General features: G+C 51.9%; 16 protein-coding genes and 1 riboswitch. Of the genes, 1 reads left to right on the plus strand and 15 read right to left on the minus strand.

The features are described 5' to 3' along the window. Window positions 1-333: 333 nt before the first annotated feature. The 9 genes from C4F51_RS13380 to C4F51_RS13420 all read right to left on the minus strand — a co-directional run bounded on the left by C4F51_RS13380 (window position 334) and on the right by C4F51_RS13420 (window position 14,029). Window positions 334-1,839 carry an aldehyde dehydrogenase (NADP(+)) gene (locus C4F51_RS13380; protein WP_235992336.1) on the minus strand — a complete coding sequence of 502 codons (1,506 nt, stop codon included), beginning with the start codon at window positions 1,837-1,839 and terminating at the stop codon, window positions 334-336. A 57-nt stretch (window positions 1,840-1,896) separates the two neighbouring features. Beyond that, window positions 1,897-3,141, minus strand: a complete 1,245-nt coding sequence (locus C4F51_RS13385; RefSeq protein ID WP_202987689.1) for an MFS transporter — start codon at window positions 3,139-3,141, stop codon at window positions 1,897-1,899. Between the two features lie 270 nt (window positions 3,142-3,411). Beyond that, entirely contained in the window at window positions 3,412-4,320 is a 909-nt protein-coding gene (locus C4F51_RS13390) for a dihydrodipicolinate synthase family protein (protein ID WP_193910582.1), read from the minus strand. A gap of 88 nt (window positions 4,321-4,408) precedes the next feature. Then, entirely contained in the window at window positions 4,409-6,148 is a 1,740-nt protein-coding gene (araD, locus tag C4F51_RS13395; protein WP_193910584.1) for an L-arabinonate dehydratase, read from the minus strand. 303 nt (window positions 6,149-6,451) lie between these two features. Next, on the minus strand, window positions 6,452-7,501 hold the full coding sequence (locus tag C4F51_RS13400; RefSeq protein ID WP_193910586.1) for a LacI family DNA-binding transcriptional regulator: 1,050 nt from the start codon (window positions 7,499-7,501) through the stop codon (window positions 6,452-6,454). 335 nt (window positions 7,502-7,836) lie between these two features. Beyond that, window positions 7,837-10,326, minus strand: a complete 2,490-nt coding sequence (locus C4F51_RS13405) for a TonB-dependent siderophore receptor (RefSeq protein ID WP_193910588.1) — start codon at window positions 10,324-10,326, stop codon at window positions 7,837-7,839. Window positions 10,327-10,842: 516 nt separating this feature from the next. Next, entirely contained in the window at window positions 10,843-11,796 is a 954-nt protein-coding gene (locus tag C4F51_RS13410) for a DUF4880 domain-containing protein (RefSeq protein ID WP_193910590.1), read from the minus strand. 2 nt (window positions 11,797-11,798) lie between these two features. Further along, window positions 11,799-12,314: a sigma-70 family RNA polymerase sigma factor gene (locus C4F51_RS13415; protein WP_193910592.1), complete on the minus strand. Its 516-nt coding sequence runs from the start codon at window positions 12,312-12,314 to the stop codon at window positions 11,799-11,801. A gap of 230 nt (window positions 12,315-12,544) precedes the next feature. After that, window positions 12,545-14,029: a cellulase family glycosylhydrolase gene (locus tag C4F51_RS13420; RefSeq protein WP_193910594.1), complete on the minus strand. Its 1,485-nt coding sequence runs from the start codon at window positions 14,027-14,029 to the stop codon at window positions 12,545-12,547. A 240-nt stretch (window positions 14,030-14,269) separates the two neighbouring features. Next, window positions 14,270-14,366: riboswitch (TPP riboswitch) on the plus strand. Window positions 14,367-14,412: 46 nt separating this feature from the next. Here C4F51_RS13420 and C4F51_RS13425 point away from each other — a divergent pair. Beyond that, window positions 14,413-15,198 carry a 3-oxoacyl-ACP reductase gene (locus tag C4F51_RS13425; protein WP_193910596.1) on the plus strand — a complete coding sequence of 262 codons (786 nt, stop codon included), beginning with the start codon at window positions 14,413-14,415 and terminating at the stop codon, window positions 15,196-15,198. 18 nt (window positions 15,199-15,216) lie between these two features. On the opposite strand, the gene C4F51_RS13430 is transcribed toward C4F51_RS13425, so the two are convergent. The 6 genes from C4F51_RS13430 to C4F51_RS13455 all read right to left on the minus strand — a co-directional run bounded on the left by C4F51_RS13430 (window position 15,217) and on the right by C4F51_RS13455 (window position 23,218). Further along, window positions 15,217-15,651, minus strand: coding sequence for a GNAT family N-acetyltransferase (locus C4F51_RS13430; RefSeq protein ID WP_193910598.1), 435 nt, complete (start codon window positions 15,649-15,651; stop codon window positions 15,217-15,219). Window positions 15,652-15,692: 41 nt separating this feature from the next. Next, complete coding sequence (locus C4F51_RS13435) at window positions 15,693-16,181, minus strand: FxLYD domain-containing protein (RefSeq protein WP_193910600.1); 489 nt, start codon at window positions 16,179-16,181, stop codon at window positions 15,693-15,695. Window positions 16,182-16,529: 348 nt separating this feature from the next. Further along, window positions 16,530-19,781, minus strand: a complete 3,252-nt coding sequence (locus C4F51_RS13440) for an efflux RND transporter permease subunit (RefSeq protein WP_193910602.1) — start codon at window positions 19,779-19,781, stop codon at window positions 16,530-16,532. Beyond that, on the minus strand, window positions 19,778-21,004 hold the full coding sequence (locus tag C4F51_RS13445) for an efflux RND transporter periplasmic adaptor subunit (protein WP_193910604.1): 1,227 nt from the start codon (window positions 21,002-21,004) through the stop codon (window positions 19,778-19,780). Before C4F51_RS13445 ends, C4F51_RS13440 begins: the two co-directional genes overlap by 4 nt. Beyond that, window positions 20,997-22,556, minus strand: a complete 1,560-nt coding sequence (locus tag C4F51_RS13450; RefSeq protein ID WP_193910606.1) for an efflux transporter outer membrane subunit — start codon at window positions 22,554-22,556, stop codon at window positions 20,997-20,999. Before C4F51_RS13450 ends, C4F51_RS13445 begins: the two co-directional genes overlap by 8 nt. Continuing rightward, the gene (locus C4F51_RS13455; RefSeq protein WP_193910608.1) at window positions 22,553-23,218 is read right to left on the minus strand and encodes a TetR/AcrR family transcriptional regulator; all 666 of its coding nucleotides are present in this window, start codon (window positions 23,216-23,218) and stop codon (window positions 22,553-22,555) included. The genes C4F51_RS13450 and C4F51_RS13455 overlap by 4 nt, the downstream gene beginning before the upstream one ends. Between the last annotated feature and the right edge of the window lie 78 nt (window positions 23,219-23,296).

The raw sequence follows: 23,296 nt of genomic DNA on the forward strand, positions 1-23,296 counted from the left end.
CAACATGTTCCTTCTGTTTATAAAATTTTGCACCAGTAATTTTTAGAAACCATCTAAAAATAAGCCAGTGAGATTCAGACAAGGTAAAAAGTAGGTGCCTCAGGCATGCAGCATCAAGCCTTTGGATGATTTTCGATATAGCCTCCCCCCAAAATAGGCAGTTAACAAACTATAGAGGAAGCAACTTATTGAGAGCATCAGACTATTTAACAGCGAAGAAATCGCTGTCTAAATAACTTGAGTTACAAAACGAGGATATAAAAAGATCCGGGCGCCTTGCAGGGACAACCCGGATCAACAGGGGAAAGAAACTTCAGTAAAAATGTTCGCCTATCAGTTACCTTTTAACTCCTCAGCCAAAAATTCTTCCGGAAAATCCTGATAACACACTGGCCGCAGGAAACGTTTGATCGCTGCAGCGCCAACCGACGTGGTGCGGCTGTCGGAGGTTGCCGGGAAAGGCCCGCCATGCACCATAGCCCGCCCTACTTCTACACCGGTCGGATAGCCGTTAAATAGAATGCGGCCGACTTTCAATTCCAGAATCGGGATAATTTTCTTCACCAACGCCGCATCTGCTGTTTGTGTTACATGCAAGGTAGCAGTTAGTTGCCCTTCTATACGCTCGATAAATTCCAGCATTTGTTCGGCATGATCACATACCACAATAAGCGCACTGGAGCCGAAATTTTCTTCCGCCAATACCGGGTCAGCGATGAAATCGGCATAGGAGGTTTCAAATAATGCGGCCTGGCACTGGTTGGTAGTGCCGGCTTTTCCTTCGGCAATTTTGTTAACGCGGCTGTGGCCGCCCAAACGCTGCACGCCTTTTTCATAGGCCGCATGTATGCCGGGGGTTAACATGGTTTGTGCTGCGCTGCCGGTTATTAAACCTGTGGCAACTTCTTTGAAGCGATTGAGCGCATCGCCCTTCACTGCCACTAACAGGCCAGGGTTGGTGCAAAATTGTCCAGCGCCCATCAACAGCGAGCCAACAAACCCTTGTGCGATTGTTTCTGCAGAGTGTTGCAGCGTATGCGGCAGTAAGAATACCGGGTTGATGCTGCTCATCTCGGCGTAGACTGGTATCGGTTCAGCGCGGGCGAAAGCGGTGCGTTGAATGGCAAGACCGGCGTTGCGCGAGCCGGTAAAACCGACTGCTTTGACGACCGGATTGGATACCAGCGATAGCGCTTTGGCGTGGTCATTCAAATATAACAATGAGAAAACGCCTTCCGGCATACCGGCAATTTTTACCGCAGATTGAATAGCGCGACCGACCAGCTCTGATGTACCGGGGTGGGCAGTGTGCGCTTTTACAATAACCGGTGCACCGGCAGCCAGTGCTGAAGCGGTATCGCCGCCAGCCACAGAAAATGCCAGCGGGAAATTACTTGCACCGAATACCACCACTGGACCCAACGGGATATTGCGCATGCGTAAATCCGGCTTGGGTGGCTGTCGCTCCGGCAGTGCTGTTTCAATACAAACGCCCTGCCACTCCTGTTCGCGCAAAATAGTGGCGAAGAGTTTTAACTGGTTGACGGTGCGACCGCGCTCGCCTTCGAGACGAGCACGAGGAAGACCGCTTTCGTCCATCGCTCGCTGAATAAGAATGTCACCCAACGCTACTATCTGCTCGGCAATCGTTTCCAGAAAGGCTGCACGTGTTTCGCTATTGGTAGCGCGGTAAACAGGAAATGCAATTTTCGCCAGTGCACAGGCTTTTTCAATATCGTCGTGCGAACCTCCAGCGTAAGCCGGTTCGAGCAACTCACCGGTGGCCGGATTAATGCCGTGAACCGCATTTTCGCTGCCCTGTACAAACTGTGAACCCAAAATCTGGTTTCCGGATAACATCTCAATCTCCCATCCGTAAAAAAGACAAGCCGGTATTTATTCGTGGCGTAATTCAATACGCTTAACCGGCCCTAATAAAAAGGTGTATGACAAAGCGCCAGTAATCGCGGCGATGCCTACCAGCCCCAGCGCCCAACTGAACGAGCCGGTGTAGGCGAGAATAAAGCCGATGGTGATCGGCATGATGATGCCCGCGAGGTTGCCCGCGAAATTACATACACCGCCGGTTACACCAATCAATTCTTTAGGGGCAACTTCAGAAATAATCGCCCATGACATGGAGGAAACGCCTTGGGCAAAAAACGCGAAAGATAAAATACTGATGGCTACCAGATTGGACTCAGTAAAATTGGCGAGAAAGATCGTAGACGCAAATACAAAGCCGGTAACGATCGGCAGCTTGCGCGCCACTGACATGGAATAACCACGCTTTAACAAGGTATCTGACCAGTAGCCGCCCAGCAACACCCCTACGCTGGCAGCAATGTAAGGCATTACCGCGAAAAAGCCCGCTTTCAACATGGTCATACCACGCTCTTCAACCAGGTAGGTTGGGAACCAGGTAAGAAAGAAAAACAAGGTAGAGGAAATGGCAAACTTGCCAATACAGATAGCCCAGATTTGACGGTGCTCAAATAATTGCCACACCAGCGACCATTTGAAGTCAGCTTGCTGCACGCCACCGGTCAGCGCGCCACCTTCTTCGATGTAACGCAATTCTTCTTTACTGACACGCTTGCATTCTTTTGGATCGCGATACACTTTGAACCAGATAAACGCGAATATAATACCCAGACCGCCGGTGAGGTAAAAAACTTCCCGCCAACCGTAAGTAACCGCCACCCAGAACAGCAACGGCGTAAACATGGCGGTACCAATATACTGCCCTACCACATAAAAACTGGTAGCAGAACCACGCTCGCTTTTCGGAAACCACATGGTGACTACGCGGTTGTTGGAAGGAAAGGCCGGGGCTTCGGCAGCACCTACCAGCAAACGCAAACCAAACAGGGCCGCAAAACCGGATACCGCGCCTTGTACAAAAGTGGCTGCAGACCAAAGAAATAATGACCAGCCGTAAGCAACTCGAGAGCCCAATCTGTCTACAATAAAACCGCCTGGCAAATTGGCAAAGGCGTAAGTCCAGGCAAATGCTGAAAAGAGTAACCCCATCTGGATTCTGTCCAGCCCCAGGTCTTCAGAAAGAATTGGCGCCACCACGGCTAAATTGGTGCGGTCAACGTAATTGATAACAGTGGCGAAAAAAATCAGAAACAACATCAGGTAACGCGTTTTACCCGGCCGGACGCCGGCTGGAGCTATGGTTTTTAGCCCCGCCTTCTCGTGAAACATAAAAATACCTCTATCTGTTATCCGTTATTATTGGCGGTTTACATGGTCAGTACTGGCAGGCAGCAGGTTTTCAGTCGCTCTCCTACCCCGGCATAACATCGAGCGTGTAGTCAGAAAAATGATGTAAAAAAATATTATTGTTTTCGATTTTTATTCCTGGCTCGCTGCTTTTACAAAGCAGCGAGCCAGACGAAACAGTTATTCCAAAGACAGCTGGCGCCACTCATTCAGCAACAGCGCCAACTTTTCCCGCTGCGCGGCATTGAGTGCAACCACGCCAGGCGCACGTACCGGCCCAACCGGGAAGCCCATTTGCACCAGTGCTTCTTTCACCACGGTCACGTTAGCGCCGTTGGCTTCATAGGTGCGCATAATTTCGAAATCGGCAATGGCATCAACCAGCGCGCGCGCCTTGTTTTGATCGCCCTCTTCCAATGCGCGGTAAAAACGCAGCGATAATTCCGGGTTTACGTTGACCAGTCCGGAGGTAAAACCGCGTGCACCACACGCGTAGAAAGGCAGCGCCCAGCTTTCTGCCAAACCGCAAATCCATTGAAATGCCTGCCCTTTGGTAGCGCGAATGGATTCGGCAAGACGAATGGGATCAGGCACGGCATATTTCACACCGATCACATTGGGTATTTCTGCCATGCGCGCAAAATGTTCCGGCAATAACAAAGGGCTGCGAGCGTAGGCAATGATCGGCAAATCGGTGGAGTCGGCAATTTGACGAACGTAATCAACCACCAGACGCGCCGAACAGAATGGGTCAACCGGCTGGTGAATCATCAACGCATCTACCCCGGCTTTTTTGGCGGCGGCGGCGAGTTTTATCGCCTCGCGCGCACTTCGGCCAATACCGGCAGTGACACAGGAACGACCGGCGTTGGCTTCTACTGCCAGCTCATACACGCGGGTAACTTCGTCCAGATCCTGCGCATAAAATTCGCCGGTATTGCCGCCGGTAACAATGTTATGAATACCGGCAGCAGCAATGCGATCAACAATGGTGCGCAGCAGTTTTTCATCAATCTCGCCGCGTTGATCGTAAGGGGTAACATGCACACCGGAAATACCGGCAAATGCAGCGTTGATATCTTTGCTCATAACAGGAGGCTCTCATCGTCAATCGGTTATTTTTTTAAATCCCGCGATAAAACCGACCGCGGGATTTTCAATTCAATGTATCAGCTGATCAGTGAATTTCCGGTTCGCCACTATCCAGTTGTTTCACAGGGATAGTTTCCAGAAAATCAAAATCGCAACCTTTGTTCGCCTGGCTGACATGCTGCTGGTACAACATGCCATAACCGCGCTCGAATTTTGGCGGCGGTGCCACCCACTGCGAACGGCGGGTTTCCAGTTCGGCATCGCTGATCAGCACATTCAGTTTTCTTGCCGGTACGTCCAGCTCAATCAAGTCACCGGTTTGTACCAGCGCGAAAGGCCCGCCGATATAGGATTCCGGCGCGACGTGTAATACGCAGGCGCCGTAGCTGGTGCCGCTCATACGCGCATCGGAAATACGCAGCATGTCGCGCACACCTTTGGCCAATAATTTTTGCGGAATAGGTAATTGCCCCCACTCCGGCATACCCGGCGCACCTTGTGGGCCAGCCTGTTTGAGTACGATGACCGAATTTTCATCGACATCCAGATCCGGATCATCAATGCGCGCGGCCATATCGGTGTAATTTTCAAACACCAGCGCACGACCCGTGTGTTTGAGCAAGTGTGGTTCGGCCGCCGGCGGTTTTATCACGGCACCATCCGGAGCAATGTTGCCGCGCAATACCGCGATGCCATCGCTTTCCGACAAGGCATTATCGCGAGCGCGAATCACGTCATCGTTAAATACCCGCGCACCGGCAATATTTTCGCCAAGGGTTTTTCCGGTAATGGTTTTTTGGTTTACATCGAGCAAATCTGTCAGCTGGTTGATCAACGCAGGCAAACCACCGGCGTAATAAAAATCTTCCATCAGGTATTTACCGGCCGGGCGCAAGTTCGCCAGCACCGGTGTAGTACGCGCCAATTCGTCAAAACGGTCAATGGTGAGATCAATACCGGCGCGGCGCGCCAGCGCAACAATGTGCACAATGGAATTGGTAGAGCCGGACAACGCCAGCGCAACGCGGATGGCATTGTCAAAAGATGCCGGGGTAATAATGTCGGAAGGCTTCAAGTCTTCCCACACCATATCCACAATGCGGCGACCCGTCAGCGATGCCATTTGAGCATGGCGCGAATCCGGCGCAGGGATGGAAGAAGCACCGGTCAAACAAAAGCCAAGCGTTTCGGCAACGCTGGTCATGGTAGATGCCGTACCCATGGTCATGCAGTGACCGGGCGAGCGGGCAATACCGTTTTCTACACCTTTCCAATCGTCCTCAGTGATATTACCGGCGCGCAATTCGGCCCAGTATTTCCAGGTATCCGAACCACTGCCGAGCGTTGCGCCGTTCCAGTTGCCGCGCAACATCGGGCCGCCCGGCATAAAAATAACCGGCAAATTCATGGTAATAGCGCCCATCAACATCGCAGGCGTGGTTTTGTCGCAACCGCCCATCAACACCGCACCGTCTGCCGGGTAAGCGCGCAGCAATTCTTCGGTTTCCATCGCCAGCATATTGCGGAACAACATCGCGGTCGGCTTCTGGAAAGGTTCGGACAAGGTAGACGCCGGCAATTCAACCGGAAAACCACCGGCTTGCCAGATGCCGCGTTTCACTTCTTCAACGCGGTCTTTGAAATGGGTATGACAGGGGTTGATATCGCTCCAGGTGTTGATAATGGCGATAACCGGCTTGCCCGCGTAATCGTCCTGGGTGAAACCCATTTGCGCGGTGCGTGAACGGTGACCAAACGAACGGAGGTCTTTCACCCCGTACCAACGGTGACTGCGAAGCTCTTCGGGACTTTTCTTTTTAGCCATGGTTTATATATCCGGCTGCAGGTTGATACGACAAACTCCGGGGCTGCCTTTCCACGAGGGCGGCGTAAAACATCCGCTATCGGCTCAGGGTTTGTCAGTTGATTATTGTGTTTTTCGAAACCAATGATTGCGCAATCATTTTGGGATTGCAAGCCTTTGTGCGTAATTTAAATTTTCAGGGAGAAAAGATCAGACCGAAGGCAGGGGAATTGTTACAGAGCGAAACAACGGGAAATCGGGTAACAGGAGGAAAAATGCGATAACTGCAAGGTTATCCGAAGATAAAGGAAAATGCCTGATTTTTCAGGCACTTTCCCGCTCAATAACAGCAAAGCCGGTATCAATAACACCGCCTGGCACCGCGTTGCTATCACCGGAATTCATCCGCGCCAGCAATGCCATGGCAGCGCGACGGCCAATTTCAGCGCCATTGACGCGAATGGTGGTGATAGGCGGTAACGTGTATTCCGAGAAGTCCAGATCACCGAATCCGATCACCGCCATGTCTTGCGGAATACGGATATTGCGTTGTTGCGCTTCCACCATAACCCCGTGTGCGAGAGTATCCGAACTGCAATACACGGCATCTATCGGGCCACTGGCCTGGTCGAGAATACCGGCAATACCTTCACGACCCAACTGGAACCGGGCGGGTGTTGGCACCTTGGCAACAATGGGTTCATCCACTCCGGCATTGGCCAGGGTTTGTAAAAAACCATCCAGACGCTTCACTGCACGCTGGTCATTAGCCGACACGGCCGCAAAACGGCGATGACCTTTAGCCAGCAAATACTCCGCTGCCGCCTCCCCTACCCGCGTGTGGGAAAAGCCGACCAGAGTATCAATAGGGTCAGGGCTGAGATCCCAGGTTTCCACCACGGGCACATCGGTAACTTCAAGGCGCTTGCGAATATCCGGGGCATGGTAAGTACCGGTGAGAATAATGCCATCCGGACGGCGGCCAAGAACCGCTTCCAGCAGTTGTTTTTCCTGCTCGTCTTCGTAGGCGGAAATACCCAGCAGGGTCTGATAACCGGCTTGCGCCAGGGTATCGGTAATGGCTTGCACCGTTTCAGCAAAGATGGAGTTGGCGATGGTGGGAACAATCAATGCCACCATACGGCTGCTACGGCTGGCCAGACCACCCGCGAGCATATTGGGCACGTAACCAATTTCATCAATGGCGCGCCGTACACGCTGCTGTGCATCTTCCGATACCAGATCCGGTTGATTGAGTACACGGGATACCGTGATAGGTGAAACACCGGCAACTTTGGCGACGTCAATTAATGTTGGCGCACGGCCGGAGGTGCTTTTTCTGGCGCGAGGATTTTTGGTAATTTTTTTAGTCATGGGCAGATAATTTCCCAGGTAAGCACTCTACCCGAAGAACAGGGCAACGAAATGATTGACGCTATCATAGGGCAAAAACAAAGGCTTGCAAGTGCTTTGTGGATTATCTGACGAGTAATAAAGACTTGAAGATGGCAGGCTTCATTCTGCCGTATGCCATCAGGATAATTGTTTCAAAAACGCATATATACGCTCCATGTAGCTCTGACGAGTCATCCCTCGCCGGGCGCCCCTGACTGACAGTTTTGAAACAATTATCCCGATGACAAACTCACATTGTGCAGGTCGTGGGTTTGGTAACAACGAGCAAACACGTCCCTGTGTTTCTTTTATGCTTAAAAGTGGCCGCGTACGGTCAGCGCGACATTGCGTGGATCGCCATAGAAATTATGGTAAGCACTATTGCCCACTCGTGAATAATAAGTCTTATCAAAAATATTGTTGACGTTCAATGTCGCTGTCCATTGCGGATGCATCCGGTATTCGATAAAAGTATTCCACACCGCATAACCGCTTTGCGTGAAATCATACGGGGTTTCGGTCGTAGCAGGTTGGCCACTGGTGTCATATATACGCACGGTGCCTGACGAATAATTTTCGCCCTGCGCCGTTACGCCACCACCCACGCGCCAATCCGACAATGCAGCGGGCAAGCGCCAACTGGTATAAATTTTTAACAAATGTCTGGGGGTCACTTTGCTAAAACGTCCGCTGCCGCCTCGTCTGGTTTCATTGTCATTCCATGTATAACCAACACTAACCCACCAGTCAGACGTAATCTCACCGCTCACTTCTGCGTCGACCCCTTGGCTGACCGCTTCGCCATCATCCAGCCAGCAGCAGTTACTACCCAGATCGCCAGGCGTGACCGGATAGTCGCCGTCACGAATTCCTTCACCCTTGCGCTCAATACGATACAGGGAAAAATACGTATTCAATTTTCCGTCAGCGAAAGCGCCCTTCACGCCTGCTTCATAATTACGGCCGGTGACAGGATCCAACGCGCTGCCCGGTAAAGGCCCGGCCAGACGGCTGGCTTGAGACTCCCAGGTTTCGCCAACACTGACGTACAAACTCCAATGATTGTTCAAGGTATAAACCAAACCGCCATAAGGCGTAAGAATATTCTTGTCCTCGTGGTAATTATTGGTTGTGCTTCTTACCGATCCGTCCAGATTCAGCGGTTGATAATAATAGTGGTACTCATAGTTGCTATAACGTGCGCCCAGAATAAACTTCAACGCATCCGTTAAAGAAAACCGGCCCGCCGCATAAAATCCATTCTGCTCAGTGCCGTATTTCGGTTGCTGAAAAAAGGGTAAAAATGCATCGTCCGTCGGTTTAGCGAAATCGTAAGGTGTAAACGTGTAAATGTTATTAATGGAATAACGCTCAAGTGTTTGTTCACCAAGCGCGGTGCTTCTTACATCCAGCCAACTGCTACCCAGCAACAATTCGTGCTGTTTTCCCCACCATTCCACATTGCCTTTCACGGTAATATCGGCGGCTGTTTGATCACTGGAATAATGATAGCGGGTTGCTGTAGACGCACCTCCAGCCAAGGTAATCGGATCAACCGCCGACGAAAAATTCAAACCCATACGGTAATTTTTTTGACGCGTGTCCAGCACGTCCAGAGTGACTTCCCAATCCGCATTAAGTTTCTGCTTCAACTGTAAAAACAGGGTATCAATGCGGGTATCGTAAGCTGCCCATGACGGGGCAATATAAGTGCTGCGTGGCAGTTTCAAATCGCGGCCATCACTGAAACGCGGCAAACCGAACGCGGTGTAGGGCTGACTGCGATCATCGTAAGTGCCGCCCAGCGTCAATAGTGTGGATTCAGACAAATCGAATTCGACGATGCCATAAAACATAGTTTTTTCGTTATGCGCTACCTTTTCAAAGGTATCGCCATCCTCATAGGACAAAACCGCGCGGCCTCGCACAGCGCCGTCCGCCAGCACGCCACCCGAAACATCCAGTTCGGTACGATAACGATCCCATTCTGCGGCTGAGAACAACACATTGCTTTGAAACTCACGAGTGGGACGTTTGCGCACCAGATTCAAGCTCCCGCCGGGCTGGCCGGTACCTGCAAATAAACCGTCTGCACCTCGTAGCACTTCTACCTGCTCAAATTGCGCCATGTCAGGCAAGATCGCCATGCCGTAACCGCGATACAAGGAAGCACCACCTTCCATCTGGATATTGGTAATTTCATAACCGCGCGAATAAAAAGCGGTGTGAATAGTGGAATTTTTTTGCAAGGTAATGCCGGTGGTTTGCTCAAGGGCTTGCTCTACCGTAGTGAGATTTTGATCGCGAAGACGCTGGCCGGTAAGCACCGAAATTGACTGCGGCGTTTCACGCAATGTTTGACCTTTTCCCCAACTGACCTGATCGGTTCCCCAGGAAGTACTATCTGCATTCACACCCGCCGCATTCACTTCTACTGCGGGCAAAACACCCGCTGCAGTCGTTTCCAGTGTCCAGGTGTTGTCTGCTTTTTTCACCAGCGTCAGCCCGCTGCCCTGTAATAATTGCGAAAAAGCTTGCTGCGGCGTGTAATTTCCTTTCAACGCCGGGTGCACTTTGCCTTGCGTAAGAGAGGGGTTAAACGAGAGCGCAATACCCGCTTCGCTAGCAATTCGAGTGAGGCTGCTACCGAGTGATTGCGAGGGTAAGTCGTAAGCGATGGTGGCAGTTTGCTGCGCGAAAGCTGTGACTGGCAGCGCGGCAACGAGGGGAACCAGTGAGCTCATCAAACCGATGCTGATAACACGGCTGAGCAGTTTTTGACGCATGGAAGGAGCGTGGCGCATGAGGAAATCCTGTGACTGAATAAGTTTTCACTCCCTTGCCAGTCGAGATTTGAAAAGGTGTCATTGGGGGGGTTAAAAAATTTAAGCAGGCTAATTCAGACACGCCGTAAACCCGGCCTTTACGCGCTCCCGGCGCTTCAAGGCACTTCCCACATCCCTGTGGGGCGTCCATGGGGGCTCGACTGCCGCATCCATGCGGCAGACGGTCTGTATTAGCCAGCTCAAATTTTTCCTGAAGTTGGGTGCCTGTCAAAAAGCTTCCTTTCGAGTCACAAGATGTTCAGCCAGATCATCCGGAATAACTATTCACTGCTCGTTAGTGAATCTATAAAAATTGGTTTAAATCCATATTGATAAATACAGTACAAAAAAAATATATCGAAACAATCCGAAGTATCGGAGATGTCTTGCTATACCGATAAGAACCGTCTGCCGCATGGATGCGGCAGTCGAGCCCCCAGGGAGGGGTTCACGGCGTGTTCTTATTGGTATAGCAAGACATCACACTCCCACAATCTAAACATCAGCAGCAATCATCACCCGATATCCCAGCCAATGCTCACTAATACGCAACTGATAAGTATCCGCCAACATCTGGAACGTTTTATTCAAATCATCCAGTGGAAACGAACCGGAAATCAGTAAATCTGCCAGCTCCGGCTGCACATCGATACGCCCGCGTCGATAGCCCTGCAAACCAGCCACCACATCAGCAAGGCGCATGCTATCTGCCACCAACATGCCAAAGCGCCAGGAGGAATGTGCCGGATTAACCGGAGATTGTTCGAGAATATCCGTCGCAGAAAAACGCAGCGATTGCCCACTCTGTAAATCTACAGGCGTGGCGCGCGCGGCCAGTTGAACATATGCCTGCCCTTCCAGCACATCAACACAAGTCACCTTATTGGCCAAACGAATGGCAATCAGCGCGTTTTCATATACCTTGCAAAAACCTTCGGCGGTGGACAACAGCAACGGTTGCGAGGCGCGCATTACCTGAACCGTAAGCTCGCCTTCCAGCAAATGTACTGCGCGGGTAGTGTCTGAAATATTGAGCGTGGCAGCGCTGGATGCATTCAACCAAAGGGTACTGCCGTCTGCCAATTGCTGCGTTTTCCGCTCACCTTTGCCGGTGTAGAGATCACTGCGCAAAAAATTCTGCTCTGACAATTGCCACACAACCGCGCCACTTACCGGCACTGCCAAAACCAGTATTGCCATCCGGGTAAGTAGGGCCCGGCGCTCTTCATCAACCGGTCTATCCAGTGCTGGCATTGCCAGGCCGGCGGGCACACTGTCCAGCCTGGCGAGTAAATTTTCTACCCGCTGCCAGGCTGCTCTGTGCGCCGGGCTGCGCGCCTGCCAATGATGAAAGGCCTGCTGCTCGCGGGCACTTAACGGGCGCTCCTGAACGCGCACAAACCATTCAGCGGTTTCTTCCAGCAGCTGTTGTTGGGACGTGGCAGCCATGTTCATACCGGCAAATCACCCATGGCAGAAAGGCACAATATCATCGCCTGTTTCATGTCCCGTTTAACGGTTGCCAAAGACACCTGCATGCGCTCGGCAATAACCGGATAGGTTAAACCTTCAATTTGCGAGAGCAAAAAAACGCGCCTTACCCGTTCGGGCAAAGCGTCCAGCAAGGCGTCGATTTCCTGCAGCGTTTCCAGCAAAACATGGGATTCTTCCGGCGAAGGCACCACTTCGGCAGGAAGGCTGGCAAGGGTTTCCAGCCAGGCTTTTTCCAGCGCCTGGCGTTGATACCAGTTCACCAGAATGCCGCGGGCGACGGTGGTAAGCCAGGCGCGGGGTTCCCGTAACTGCGAAAGATCGCGCGTCAGAGCGCGCATAAAGGTGTCTTGCGCAAGGTCTGCTGCCTGAGCTGCACATCCGAGTTTTTTGCGCAAAAAATGCAATAACCAGCCATGGTGTTCAGTATAAAGTGCCGCAACCTGATTGCGGTTCAGCGGATTAAGCTCCGCCATATCTGACTCCAACCGGTACAAGCCGGAACTCACGAATAAGAATAGTTATCAATTCTATCGCGTCCACTCACCCCCGGCAATACGTGCACAACCAGCGACCTGAAAAATATCCGCCGCCGGATTACAGGCAAAAAAAAGCCGGAGGGGTTTCCCCTTCCGGCTGCTGGCTGACCGAATAACCGTAATATTTTGTTTTGGATTGTTGTTTTATGGAACCGGTAAAGCGTTCCTTATTTTTTGGAAACTGTTGCCTTCACGACATTGGATGCTGGCGACTCGCCGCTTTCGTTGCGAGCAAACACCCGATAGAAATAGGCTTTTCCGGCTTTCAGCTTGTCGTCATCTTTAAATAACGGCTGCTGCGCCGGATCGAACTCCAGCTTACCATCAGAAACCTTGTCTGCAATAGTTTTCCACGGGCCTTTTTCAGATTCAGCACGCTCAATGCGATAGGTACGTGCCAACGGTGCGCCCATCCAGTTAATCGCAACCGTCGGGTTGGCGATATCCCGCAGTTTCGGCGCTTCCGGCGTCGGCAACGGCGGGGCTTCTTTCAAACCGGCCATTTGCGCCTGCGCCTTGCGAACCAGATCAACCACCGCCTGCTCTTCGTTAGCCTCAGCTTCCGGGAAACCGGGCAAACGATAACTGTAGTGGCCGGTGTATTCCTTGTGCCAGTAGAAACCGCCATCGTGACGGTGACCACGCCAGCCCCAGATAAATGCACCGGCGGCACGCGCACCTTTGTGCTCGGCGTTTACGGCGGCTTGCATAATATCATTCAGGCCTTTGGCATCTTTCAAACCGAACTCGCCAATGAAATACACTTTTTTGGCATCAATCGCACGCAAGTCTTTATGAACCTGTTCAGGATCGTTGTTGTTATTGGTGGTGTAAAAGTGGTTGGAAATAATATCCACGTTGGGGTCATCCAGTGATGACTCAACGATTTTCAAATAAGTACCATCCACAAATAAATGGTTCTTATCCAGCGACTTCACAAAGGCTGCGGTTTTTTGCACAAATTCGTCGGTGCTGTCTTTCAGCTCGTTACCACTCTCCCACGCCATAATGGCTTTTTCATCGCGGTATTCGCGACCGGTGATGGTATTTTTACGGGTAATGACCTGCTCGATAATATGCAAATAGGCCGCGTAGGTTTTGCTGTTCAAATCATGCAAGGCGGTTTCCGGCTCATCGTAAAAGGCTGCCAGCTGCTCACGACCGCCCCACCATTTCCAATGGTCAATAAACGGCAGAATCAAACGCAAACCGTGCTCGTCGGCCAGCGCGATCATACGGTCATAATGCACCATTGCAGCTTCGTTCAAACGTGGCATACCGCCAGCGGTTTCCGGCTTGAGAACATGGGTTTCGCGCTCGCAGGCAGCGTCCCACGGGGTTTCAATAGAGAGCACGTACACGCGCATGGCCTTGTGGCCGCTGTATACCAGAGACTTGATCCAGTTTTCCTGCTCGTCGGCGGTGGGCCATTTGAAGTACTGCCCCCAACCGCGCGGATCAGCTTCACACACGCCACGGGAGTCATCTTCAATACGATGCAGTTCCGGCGCATGGATACCGGCAAACCGGAACTCCTGATCGCCATCCATCAGGCGATGGCCATCGCGGGTAATAAAGTTATCAAACGCCAGCGCAGGCAAGGCCGAAAGCGCGCCAAACGTCAGCGCAGCAGCCAGACAAAGTCTCTTCATAGGGCTTCTCTTATTGGTTGTATTCATTCTCAGTACGACATGTAACCGGTTTCAGATGGCAAGATTATCATTCATAACAACCAGATGCCACGCCTGGTTGCCACAAGAAATGTAAACCGATGATCTGCGCAATATAAAGACCATCGCCCAGCACTCAAGCAAAGACCCAAGCGCGCAATAATCATAATGACGTATCAGCCTGAACTTATGCGAATCATTCGCATTTCATGATATGGTGACTTTCCTGACACGGGGTGTTCTGATGAACAGGGCTGAGATGATACCCGTTGAACCTGATTCAGTTCACACTGACGAAGGGATGTCCATGCTGTTGGTTGCGGTGCATCTTTTCGTCCCGATTTTTCTTTGGCGGAACTTATTGCATGAGCACACTCTCCGGAAACTCACTCCCTCTTGATGAACAATTGGTGCTGGTCACCGGCGCTGGCCGTGGGCTGGGTGCACACATTGCGCGCGCATTTCTTGGTCATGGTGCCAGCGTAATTGTGAATTATCTGAATAGCGGCACCGCCGCAGAGCAACTTGCCCATGAAGCACCTGGCCGTGCGCTGGCGATTCAGGCAGATGTCAGTGATGCCAGCGCCGTTGCGAAAATGATTGAACAAGCGGAACAGCATTTTAAAAAGCGTGTTACCACGGTGGTCAATAATGCCCTGCCCGCCTTTCAGTTTAATGGCGATGCCCGCCCTCACGCGGATGCATTGAGCTGGGGAGATTTGCATCAGCAATTTGAAGGTGTTGTTCGCGGTGCGCTTAATACGGTGCAAGCGGCCTTGCCCGGTATGCGTGAAAAAGGGTTTGGTCGGGTTATTAACATTGGCACCAACCTGTTTCAAAACCCCGTTGTGCCCTACCACGATTACACCGCGGCCAAAGCTGCCCTGCTATCACTAACTCGCACGCTTTCGCAGGATCTGGGGCCAAGTGGTATTACCGTGAACATGGTGTCCGGCGGATTGTTGCGCACCACCGATGCATCAGCAGCAACACCGGAAGCGGTATTTGATTTTATTGCAGCCAGCACGCCGTTGCGCCGGGTAACCACGCCGGAAGAGTTTGCTGATGCAGTGTTGTTTTTTGCATCGCCCTGGTCGCGTGCGATTACCGGGCAAAATCTGGTGGTTGATGGCGGGCTGGTGAAAAACTGACGGACTTTAAGGTCGTGCTTAAAAGCACGACCATTTCATCTCAAAGGTTTTCTCTGTTTCCGAGTCAATAACAAAGTTCAGTGCAGAATAGAGTTTAAAAGCAGGATTGTTTTTATAAACGCTTAATACGATTGAAACCTTCGATAACCGGGCTTCATTCTGTAATCTCGCAATCAAATCTCGCCCGATGCCGCGCCCCTGATATTCAGGCAGCAGCTGTATCTGGATCAAATCCCAAGGCGCGGAATCTCTCTGTACTTTAAATAGCCCGATATCCTTATTGTCAGCCTGAATGATTTTCGCAGACTCAAAATGAAAGTGAACTCTATCCAGGTGGTTATCTTGCGACACGTCAATGCCTTCTCGCAGGATATGCTCATTCATCGTGGCATTGCGCAAGCGAAGTAAAAATTCTACATCACTCTCCTGTGCATCCCGCAGAGTTACGTCCATGATTTTTGCTGATATTTAACTGATTACAGATAAGCCACATATTATTGTCGATGATAATGAGCATCGACAACAGAAATTTTGTAGTATTTATAGTCATTCAACTGAAGAGTTATGGGGTGGCCGCAAGACATTTTAAAATTGATAGTTTCACCAGAGCGTAACAGCTTGGTAACATATTCGCTGCATTCCTCAATAAACTCACCCGCCTCATTAAAAAGCTCGGCTTTGATGCCAACAGCAGACCAACTGGCATCACCTTTGTTTTCAATCGTACCTAACAAGGTAAACTCCTGCGAATTAATTCTCTCACGGGAAACGGATAACTCTAATAAAGCAGTTTCATCAAACTCCCGAAATCTTGTTTTTCTTTCCGCCTCCCACACGGCATCGCGCGCCTTTGCTTCTTCTTCAAAGTGCTTTTCCATATAGAAGAAAGATCCTGAACTAATTGCTACGAGTGCCAGCATAAAACCGACACCGTATAAAAATCCATTAGCTACTTTGATGCCGGATGCTTTAATAAAACTCATAAAATTTCCTTATATTCTTCAAAAAATAAAATTACACAGCATCCCAATGCTGCTCTTTATCCAATGTAGAAGGGTGTATGGACGAATGTAAAAGATTGATCAGAAGAAGAAAACTTCGGCAGGAAACTAACCATTTTCTTTTAACTCGCCCGCTACCCTTACCGGATTACCGTTCAAGCCAGCGATATTAATCATCCAGAAAACAAATGCAAGTGATTTTCATTACCCAAGCTAATGTCAAGTAGCACCAACGGTTATGCAGTCGCATTTTTAACGAGTTTTAAATGCATCAACCAAACCATCCCTGGCCTGGCTGTATAAATTTAATACGTCGGGCGCTGCGCGGGCTTAATCGAGCGATACTCTTTTGCCGGCATTCGCCGGTGTGAGCAGCAAATACAATGCAGGGACAACAAACAAGGCAAGGATGGACACAGAGATGAGTCCGAAGATAATTACCAGCGTTAGCGGGCGATAGAAGGCGCTGCTGATGGCCAGTGGAATCAAACCGACGATGGTGGTTAATGCCGTGGTGAGCAGTGGTCGTAAGCGCCGGGCGGAACCGGCAGCGGCGGCTTCGGGGATGGACATGCCTTCTTTTAAAAAGCGGTTCATGGTGTCGACCATAATAATGCCGTTGTTAATGGCAATACCGATCAGTGATACCAGACCGATCATGGCGAAGAAGGAAAAGGTAATGCCAAATATCCAGAAGCCCAACGCGGTGCCGATGATGGCAAGCGGCATGGTGGCGAAAATAATAAACGCCTGACGGAAACTGTTAAACAAAATTACCAGCACGCCCACCACCAATACAACCGCAATAATCAACGCAATTAATGCTGAGGCAAAAGTCTCATTGGTATCGGCAGATTCGCCGCCGATAACCGCGCGATAACCGGCTGGCCAGTTTTGTTGCAGCTCATCCAGTTTGGGGGCAACATCGGCCATCACTTCGCCCACGGTACGCCCTTCATTTTTTGCCATTACCGAGATGGCCCGCTCGCCATTCACATGCGACACCGCGATTGCCGCTTCGGATTGCACCGGCTTCAGCAACTGATTCAGGGCCACCGATCGGCCTTCACTGGTAAACACCCGCACCCGAGCCAATTCTTCGGTGTTACGAGGGCCACCGGCTTCACCGGGATAGCTGGGCCATTCAGTGCCGAGGCGAATATCAATATTGTCGGTGCCATCAGCGGTGACAAAAATACCCACTTCATCGGAACTGAAAGCGATGCGTAATTGCGACGCGAGATCGTCATGGCCAATACCAAAAAAGTTGGCCGCTTCGCGATCCGGTTGCAGTGCCAGTTGCGGTTTCAGCATGCCGATGTTGTCGCGCACATCGACCACGCCGTCTACCCCACTGAGCAACATTTGCACCTCGCGGGAAATATTTTGCAACTCGTCCATATCGGCACCGATCAATTGAATCTCAATCGGATCACCAGCAGTAGGGCCGCTACCTTCTGGCACCACCAGCAGTTGTGCGGCGGCAACATGCTCCTCCAGCCAGGCCGAAAGTTCCTGGCGCAGTTCATCGGCCAGTTGGTAAGACTCGGCATCGCGGTCTTCACGGGGTAAAAAAATTGCCGAAAAACCGATAAAATTTTCTGCCTCGCTCGGTTGCAAATTAGCCGCCATAGAACCACCGGCAAAGGGACTTTTTAAACCGACCAGTTTCACGACGCTTTGAAAATAGGGTTTACTTTTCAGAATATCGCCCACTGCATCAGCTACCTGTTGTGAGGTTGCCAACTGTGCGGTGGGCGGTAATTCAATATTAATACCCAAACGTTCGCCGTCCGTGGGCGGAAACAATTCCACCCGTGCCTGGGTAAACGCCAACATGGCCAACACAAACAACCCGAGCGCCGCAAATATCCACAACCAGGATTGTTTGCGGGTTTTCACCACGTAACGCGCATTCCAGTTTTCCAATCCGCTTACGGCGCGGGCGGTAATGCGGTCAGAAAAGCCCTGTTGGGAATTTTCCGGTTTACGTTGTTTGCCCAACAACACGCGAGACAATGGCAAAGAACACAACATGGCAACAATAAAAGAGAGCACCAGACAAATAACGGTGGTGGTGGGCAGCACGCGAATAAATTCACCCACAGTGCCGCTGATGGACATCAGCGGTGCCAGTGCCAGAATAGTGGTAATTTGCGCAGCAAACGCCGGCATGGAATAACGTTTTACCGTAGCCAGCACACCTTGCCCAAAGGTTTTTCCCTGGTTGTAAATTTCGTCGTGCAGGCCTTCCATCAAAATAATGAACACATCAATAATCATCACCAGCGCGATGACCATGCCGATAATTACCAGCTCGTTCAGGGAATAACCCATAAACATAATGACCAGTAAAACACCGGCAAAAGTAATGGGTACCGACAGCCCGGCAATCACCGCTTCACGCCAGGCAATGGTCAGAAACAGAATGACAAAAACGATCGCCATGGTTTGCAGCGCACTGATAAAAACATCCGTGAGTGATTCACCAATTTGCCGGGCTTCATCCTGGGTAACGGTGTACTCCAGGCCGGTTGGCCAGGCACCGCCGTTTTGCATTTGATCCAGCGTATTGCGAATGGACGCTACCAGCTTGACGGTGTCGGCACCTGGCATTTTGCGCACCGAAATTTCCAGCGACGGTTCGTAATTTTCACCGCTTTCGCTGAAAAAAGCGCGGGAGGTTTCCGTTTCCTGCATACGCCGCACACTGGCGACTTCATCCAGGCGAACCGGCCGGCCTGCACCGCTACCTTCAAGGCGGGCTACCGGCAGTGCGCGCAAGTCATCAACATCGCGAAAGCGGCCTTCCAGGCGCACTACGGCACCAATGCTGTCACTGCGAATTTCACCAAAGGGTTGCTCAACGTTGGCTTGCTGCACGGCATTGCGTATTGCCGAAGGCGATAAACCCAGCGCCAGTAACCGATCCGGGCGCAATAAAATTTGCACAATTTCTTCGCGCTCGCCGCCAATATCCACTTCGTTCACGCCGGGTAGGCGTTCCAACGCATCGCGTACCAGACGTGCCTGTTCGTTCATCACGGCTGAGCCGCCATCGCCGTGTAGCGTAAAGGTTAAAATCGGAATGTCATCTACCGAGGCCTGTTTGATAGTGGGGCGTTCAACATCGGCCGGTAAATCTGCTTCGGCATCGGCCACCGATGCACGCAAGCGCGTCATCGCATCCACCGGGTCAGCAGACGCATCAAATTCCACAGAGATAATGGAAAAAGAATCAAAGGATGCGCTGTCAACACGACGAACGCCCTGCAAGGTGGTCACCTCATCTTCAATAATATCGGTGACCTGCTCTTCCATGGTTTGCGGGTCGGCACCCGCCCAGGTAGTGGTGATGGTGGCTTGCGGAATATTGAGATCCGGTAACGATTCCTTGACCAATTGCAGATAGGCCATCACGCCGCCGAGCACCAGCGTCATTACCAGCAAGATGCCGAAAATCGGTTGCAGAAAAAAGAAGCGCGCTAACGAATGTGCGTTGCGAACCTCTTCAGTTTCCTGATGCGTGTCTTGCGTTGGCTCTACCGGAATCAGCGCCTTGTGGTTCTCTACCCCGCTCATGGTGTAGCACCACTGTGTTGCAGAATGCGCACGGTTTGGCCATCGTGCAGTGCCGCACGACCATCGGTAACAACCTGCTCGCCCGCTTCTACCCCGTCAATTACAGCGCGGTAATCACCGGCCTGTTGGCCCAACTCGACGCGGCGCTCGCTCACTTTATGAGTGCCTTCGTCTACCACAAAAACAAACGATTGATCATTGCGAAAACGCAAGGCTTCCAGCGGCACCGCCAGCGCTGCTTGCACACCCGGTTCGGCAATCCAGACGGCAACAAATTCACCATCCTGCAAGCCGGGGTTGTTGCCCTGGGTGTGCACAATCACTTCAAAGGTGCGGGTTTCCGGGTCAAGCGACGGGCTGATGGAGTGCACCCGGCCCTGGGCTCTTTCATCACCTGCCAGCGGATCAATATCCTGTCCGCCCAGCGGTGGATCACCGCCGATCATCACCCGTGCGCCCGGCTCTATGTGGCGAAAGTTATACGAGGGCAAGTCAGCGCGAATTTCAAAATTATCCGGATCAATGACCAGGGCAGGCACGGTGCGCAGAGCGTCCTGCTCGGTATTGGCTTGCACCATGCTCGGCATAAAGTAGCGGCCTTTTTCGATATTTAACCGCGCCAGTACACCGTCGATGGGTGATACCAGACGGGATTCATTCACCCCCAGTTGCGCCTGCGCCACTTGCGCACGGGCATTATCACCCGCCGCTTTGGCTTGCTGAATTTGCACAGTAGCTTCATCCAGTTCCTGTTGCGATGCAGAGCGTTGTTCAATCAGAATTTCGTAACGCCGTTTGGTCACTTCGGCAAGCGCGAGGTTGGCTTCTGCTTCGGCAAGCGAGGCTTTGGCCGCTTGTAAATCTGCCTGCACACGCTCGGGCGCCTGGTGCGCAATCAACTGGCCGGTTTTTACCGGGCTGCCCACCCGTAAATGTTCATCAACGTGAGTTACCAGGCCTTGCTGGGTAAAAGTTAAAAATTCCCGCTGCCGTGAGCGCGCCGTGCCCTGGCTGTAAATCCAGGATTGCAACTCCCGCTGTTCAATAGTCATCACATTCACGCTGACCGCCGGTTCATTGCGCTGCTGATTTTCTGCTACGACCTGTTCACTGTCGGTAGCGCCCTGTTTGCCACAGGCAACCAGCCCCAGCAGCGCAACCAGGCTTAAAGACGCCAGCCAGTAATTGGACAAAAGGTGTAATGAAGTGCTGAATTTATTCATGAGAGATAGACGATGTCAGGGCGGCATCGGCAGATGGCGCGGAGGAAGTTTCAGACGGCGGTGTATTTTCAAAACCGCCGCCCAGGGCAAGGTGCAAAGCAACACGATTTTCCAGGCGCGCATGTTGCGCGGTAATGTGCGCACTGCGACCGTCCAGTGCGCGCTGCTGGCTTTCCAATACATTCAGAAAAGGATCAATACCTTGCAGGTAACGATTCAGGGAAATTTGCACCGCGCTTTCTGCAGAAGACGCAGCGGTTTCCAGCGCAGCTTCGCGCCTTACCAGCAGCGATTCCACCACCAGCGCGCTTTCCACTTCTGCCATCGCTTGTAACGCCATTTCCGCGTAAGCGTGCAAGGCTTCATCGCGCTGCCCTTCGGCAATATCCACTTGCGCAATCAACCTGCCGCCCTGAAATATTGGTTGCAAAACCTGCCCGGCAATCGACCAGATTTGATTACTGCTGTTGAACAAATCAGACCATTGATAACCTGAATAGCCCACCGAGCCGCTGAGCGAAAGTGAAGGTAAAAAGGAGCGCTTCGCCGCGCCCAATTGATAACCGGCGCTGCGCAAGCCCAGCTCGGCGGCGCGCACGTCCGGGCGGCGGGCTAACAATTCAGCAGGAACACCAGCCGCCGGTGCGGCGGGCACCTCCGGCAAAATATCTGCCGTTTGCAAAGCGCCAGCTGGATATTCCCCCATAATTACGTCCAGTTGGCGCAAGCTGCGTTCCAGCGCTTCGCGCCGCTGCTCCAAACCGGCGCTGGCGGAGGCGAGGTTGGCATTGGCCAGCATGCCATCCGCCGGTGAAGCAATACCGACATCTACGCGGTTGTTAATTTGCCGGGCCATTTCGGTCAGCGCGGTTACCGTGCGCTCGGATAATTCCAGCTGTGCCCGCGCGTGCACAATTTCAAAATACATTTGCACCACTTGCGCGGCTACCGATTGACGCATCGCACGCAGTTGTTCATTACTGGCAAGATAATTGGCGCGAGCCGATGCCGATAACGCCGAGAGCCTGCCCCATAAATCCAGCTCCCAACTGATATCCAATGAGGCGTTGTAATTGTTAAAAAGAATCGCCTCGGTGGCGAGGGGTGTTTCTCCTCCGTCTTCCACGGCCACATCTGCACCCGCGCCTACACTACCGTCGGTTGCACCACCAGGCATCATGCCTGGCATGCCCATCATTTTTTGTCGCTGGCGGGTTCCGCCCACACTCAAACCGGCTTGCGGTAATTGATCGGCACGATTAAGGCGCGCCTGGGCTTCGGCTATGCGGCTGCGGGCAATCGCCTGGATTAACGCCGGGTTTCGCTCCAGCGCGGCAACCACAAAATGATTCAGTTGCTCATCACCAAAACTTTGCCACCACTCATCCGCCGGTGTTGTCTGCCCGGAAACCGCATTGGCAAAATTTTCCGGCAGGTCAAAAGAAAGTTGTGCAGGTTCGGGCTTTACTGACACACAGGCACCGAGTAGCCCGGCGGCAACCAGCAAAAATAGACGCGAAGGTAATAACAGCGGTGATTTCCCGATCATCATGCGCCCTTCCTCGCCAGCAGGATCAATAACATTTCACGGTGTGCCTGCCGCACTTCGGCAAGGTCTTCTCCGGCGGTTGCGCCCTGCCCCAATAGTTGCCCGATCAAAGCCAATAATGCCGGCGAAGACAGCAGGGAAAATTTGCGCGTAAAAAGATTGTCAGGCAGCTGCCCCCGGTTAACGCTCTCGGTAATTTCGCTCTGCCGCTGCGCGGCATAAGGCGTAAATATGTCGTCATGCCAGCGGCGAATACGCTCGGGCGCACGGCCACTCTCACTAATTAATAAACGGAATGTCGCCTGCACCTGCGGAACCTGCAAATGCAGATAAACGTGTTCAAGATAGTCGTCTACCGTTTCTTCCAGCGATGCACCTTCACGCCATTGCCAGTGAGGTTGCGCGGTTCTGCGAAAGATATTGCTCAGCAGCAAGGCTTCAAAAATGTCGTCTTTACTTTTGAAATGGGCGTAAATGCCGGCTTTGGTAATACCTACACGCCGGGCAAGCCGGTCCATGGTGGCACCCTCAAAACCCACTGCGCTGAACTCAATCAACGCTGCATCGAGAATTTGTTCACGCCGCACCTCGGGGGCAAGGCGTACCCGTTTCGCCGGTGGCGATTTCTGACGGCGTTTTCCGCCTGGAGACTCTCCTTCACGCATGCAATACCACTCTGGCAGTAACCGATTTTTTGAGTGTAGAAGTGAACGCGGGAAATTAAAGTCCAAATGGTAGTTAAT

Source organism: Cellvibrio polysaccharolyticus (assembly GCF_015182315.1).
Taxonomy (GTDB): Bacteria; Pseudomonadota; Gammaproteobacteria; order Pseudomonadales; family Cellvibrionaceae; genus Cellvibrio; species Cellvibrio polysaccharolyticus.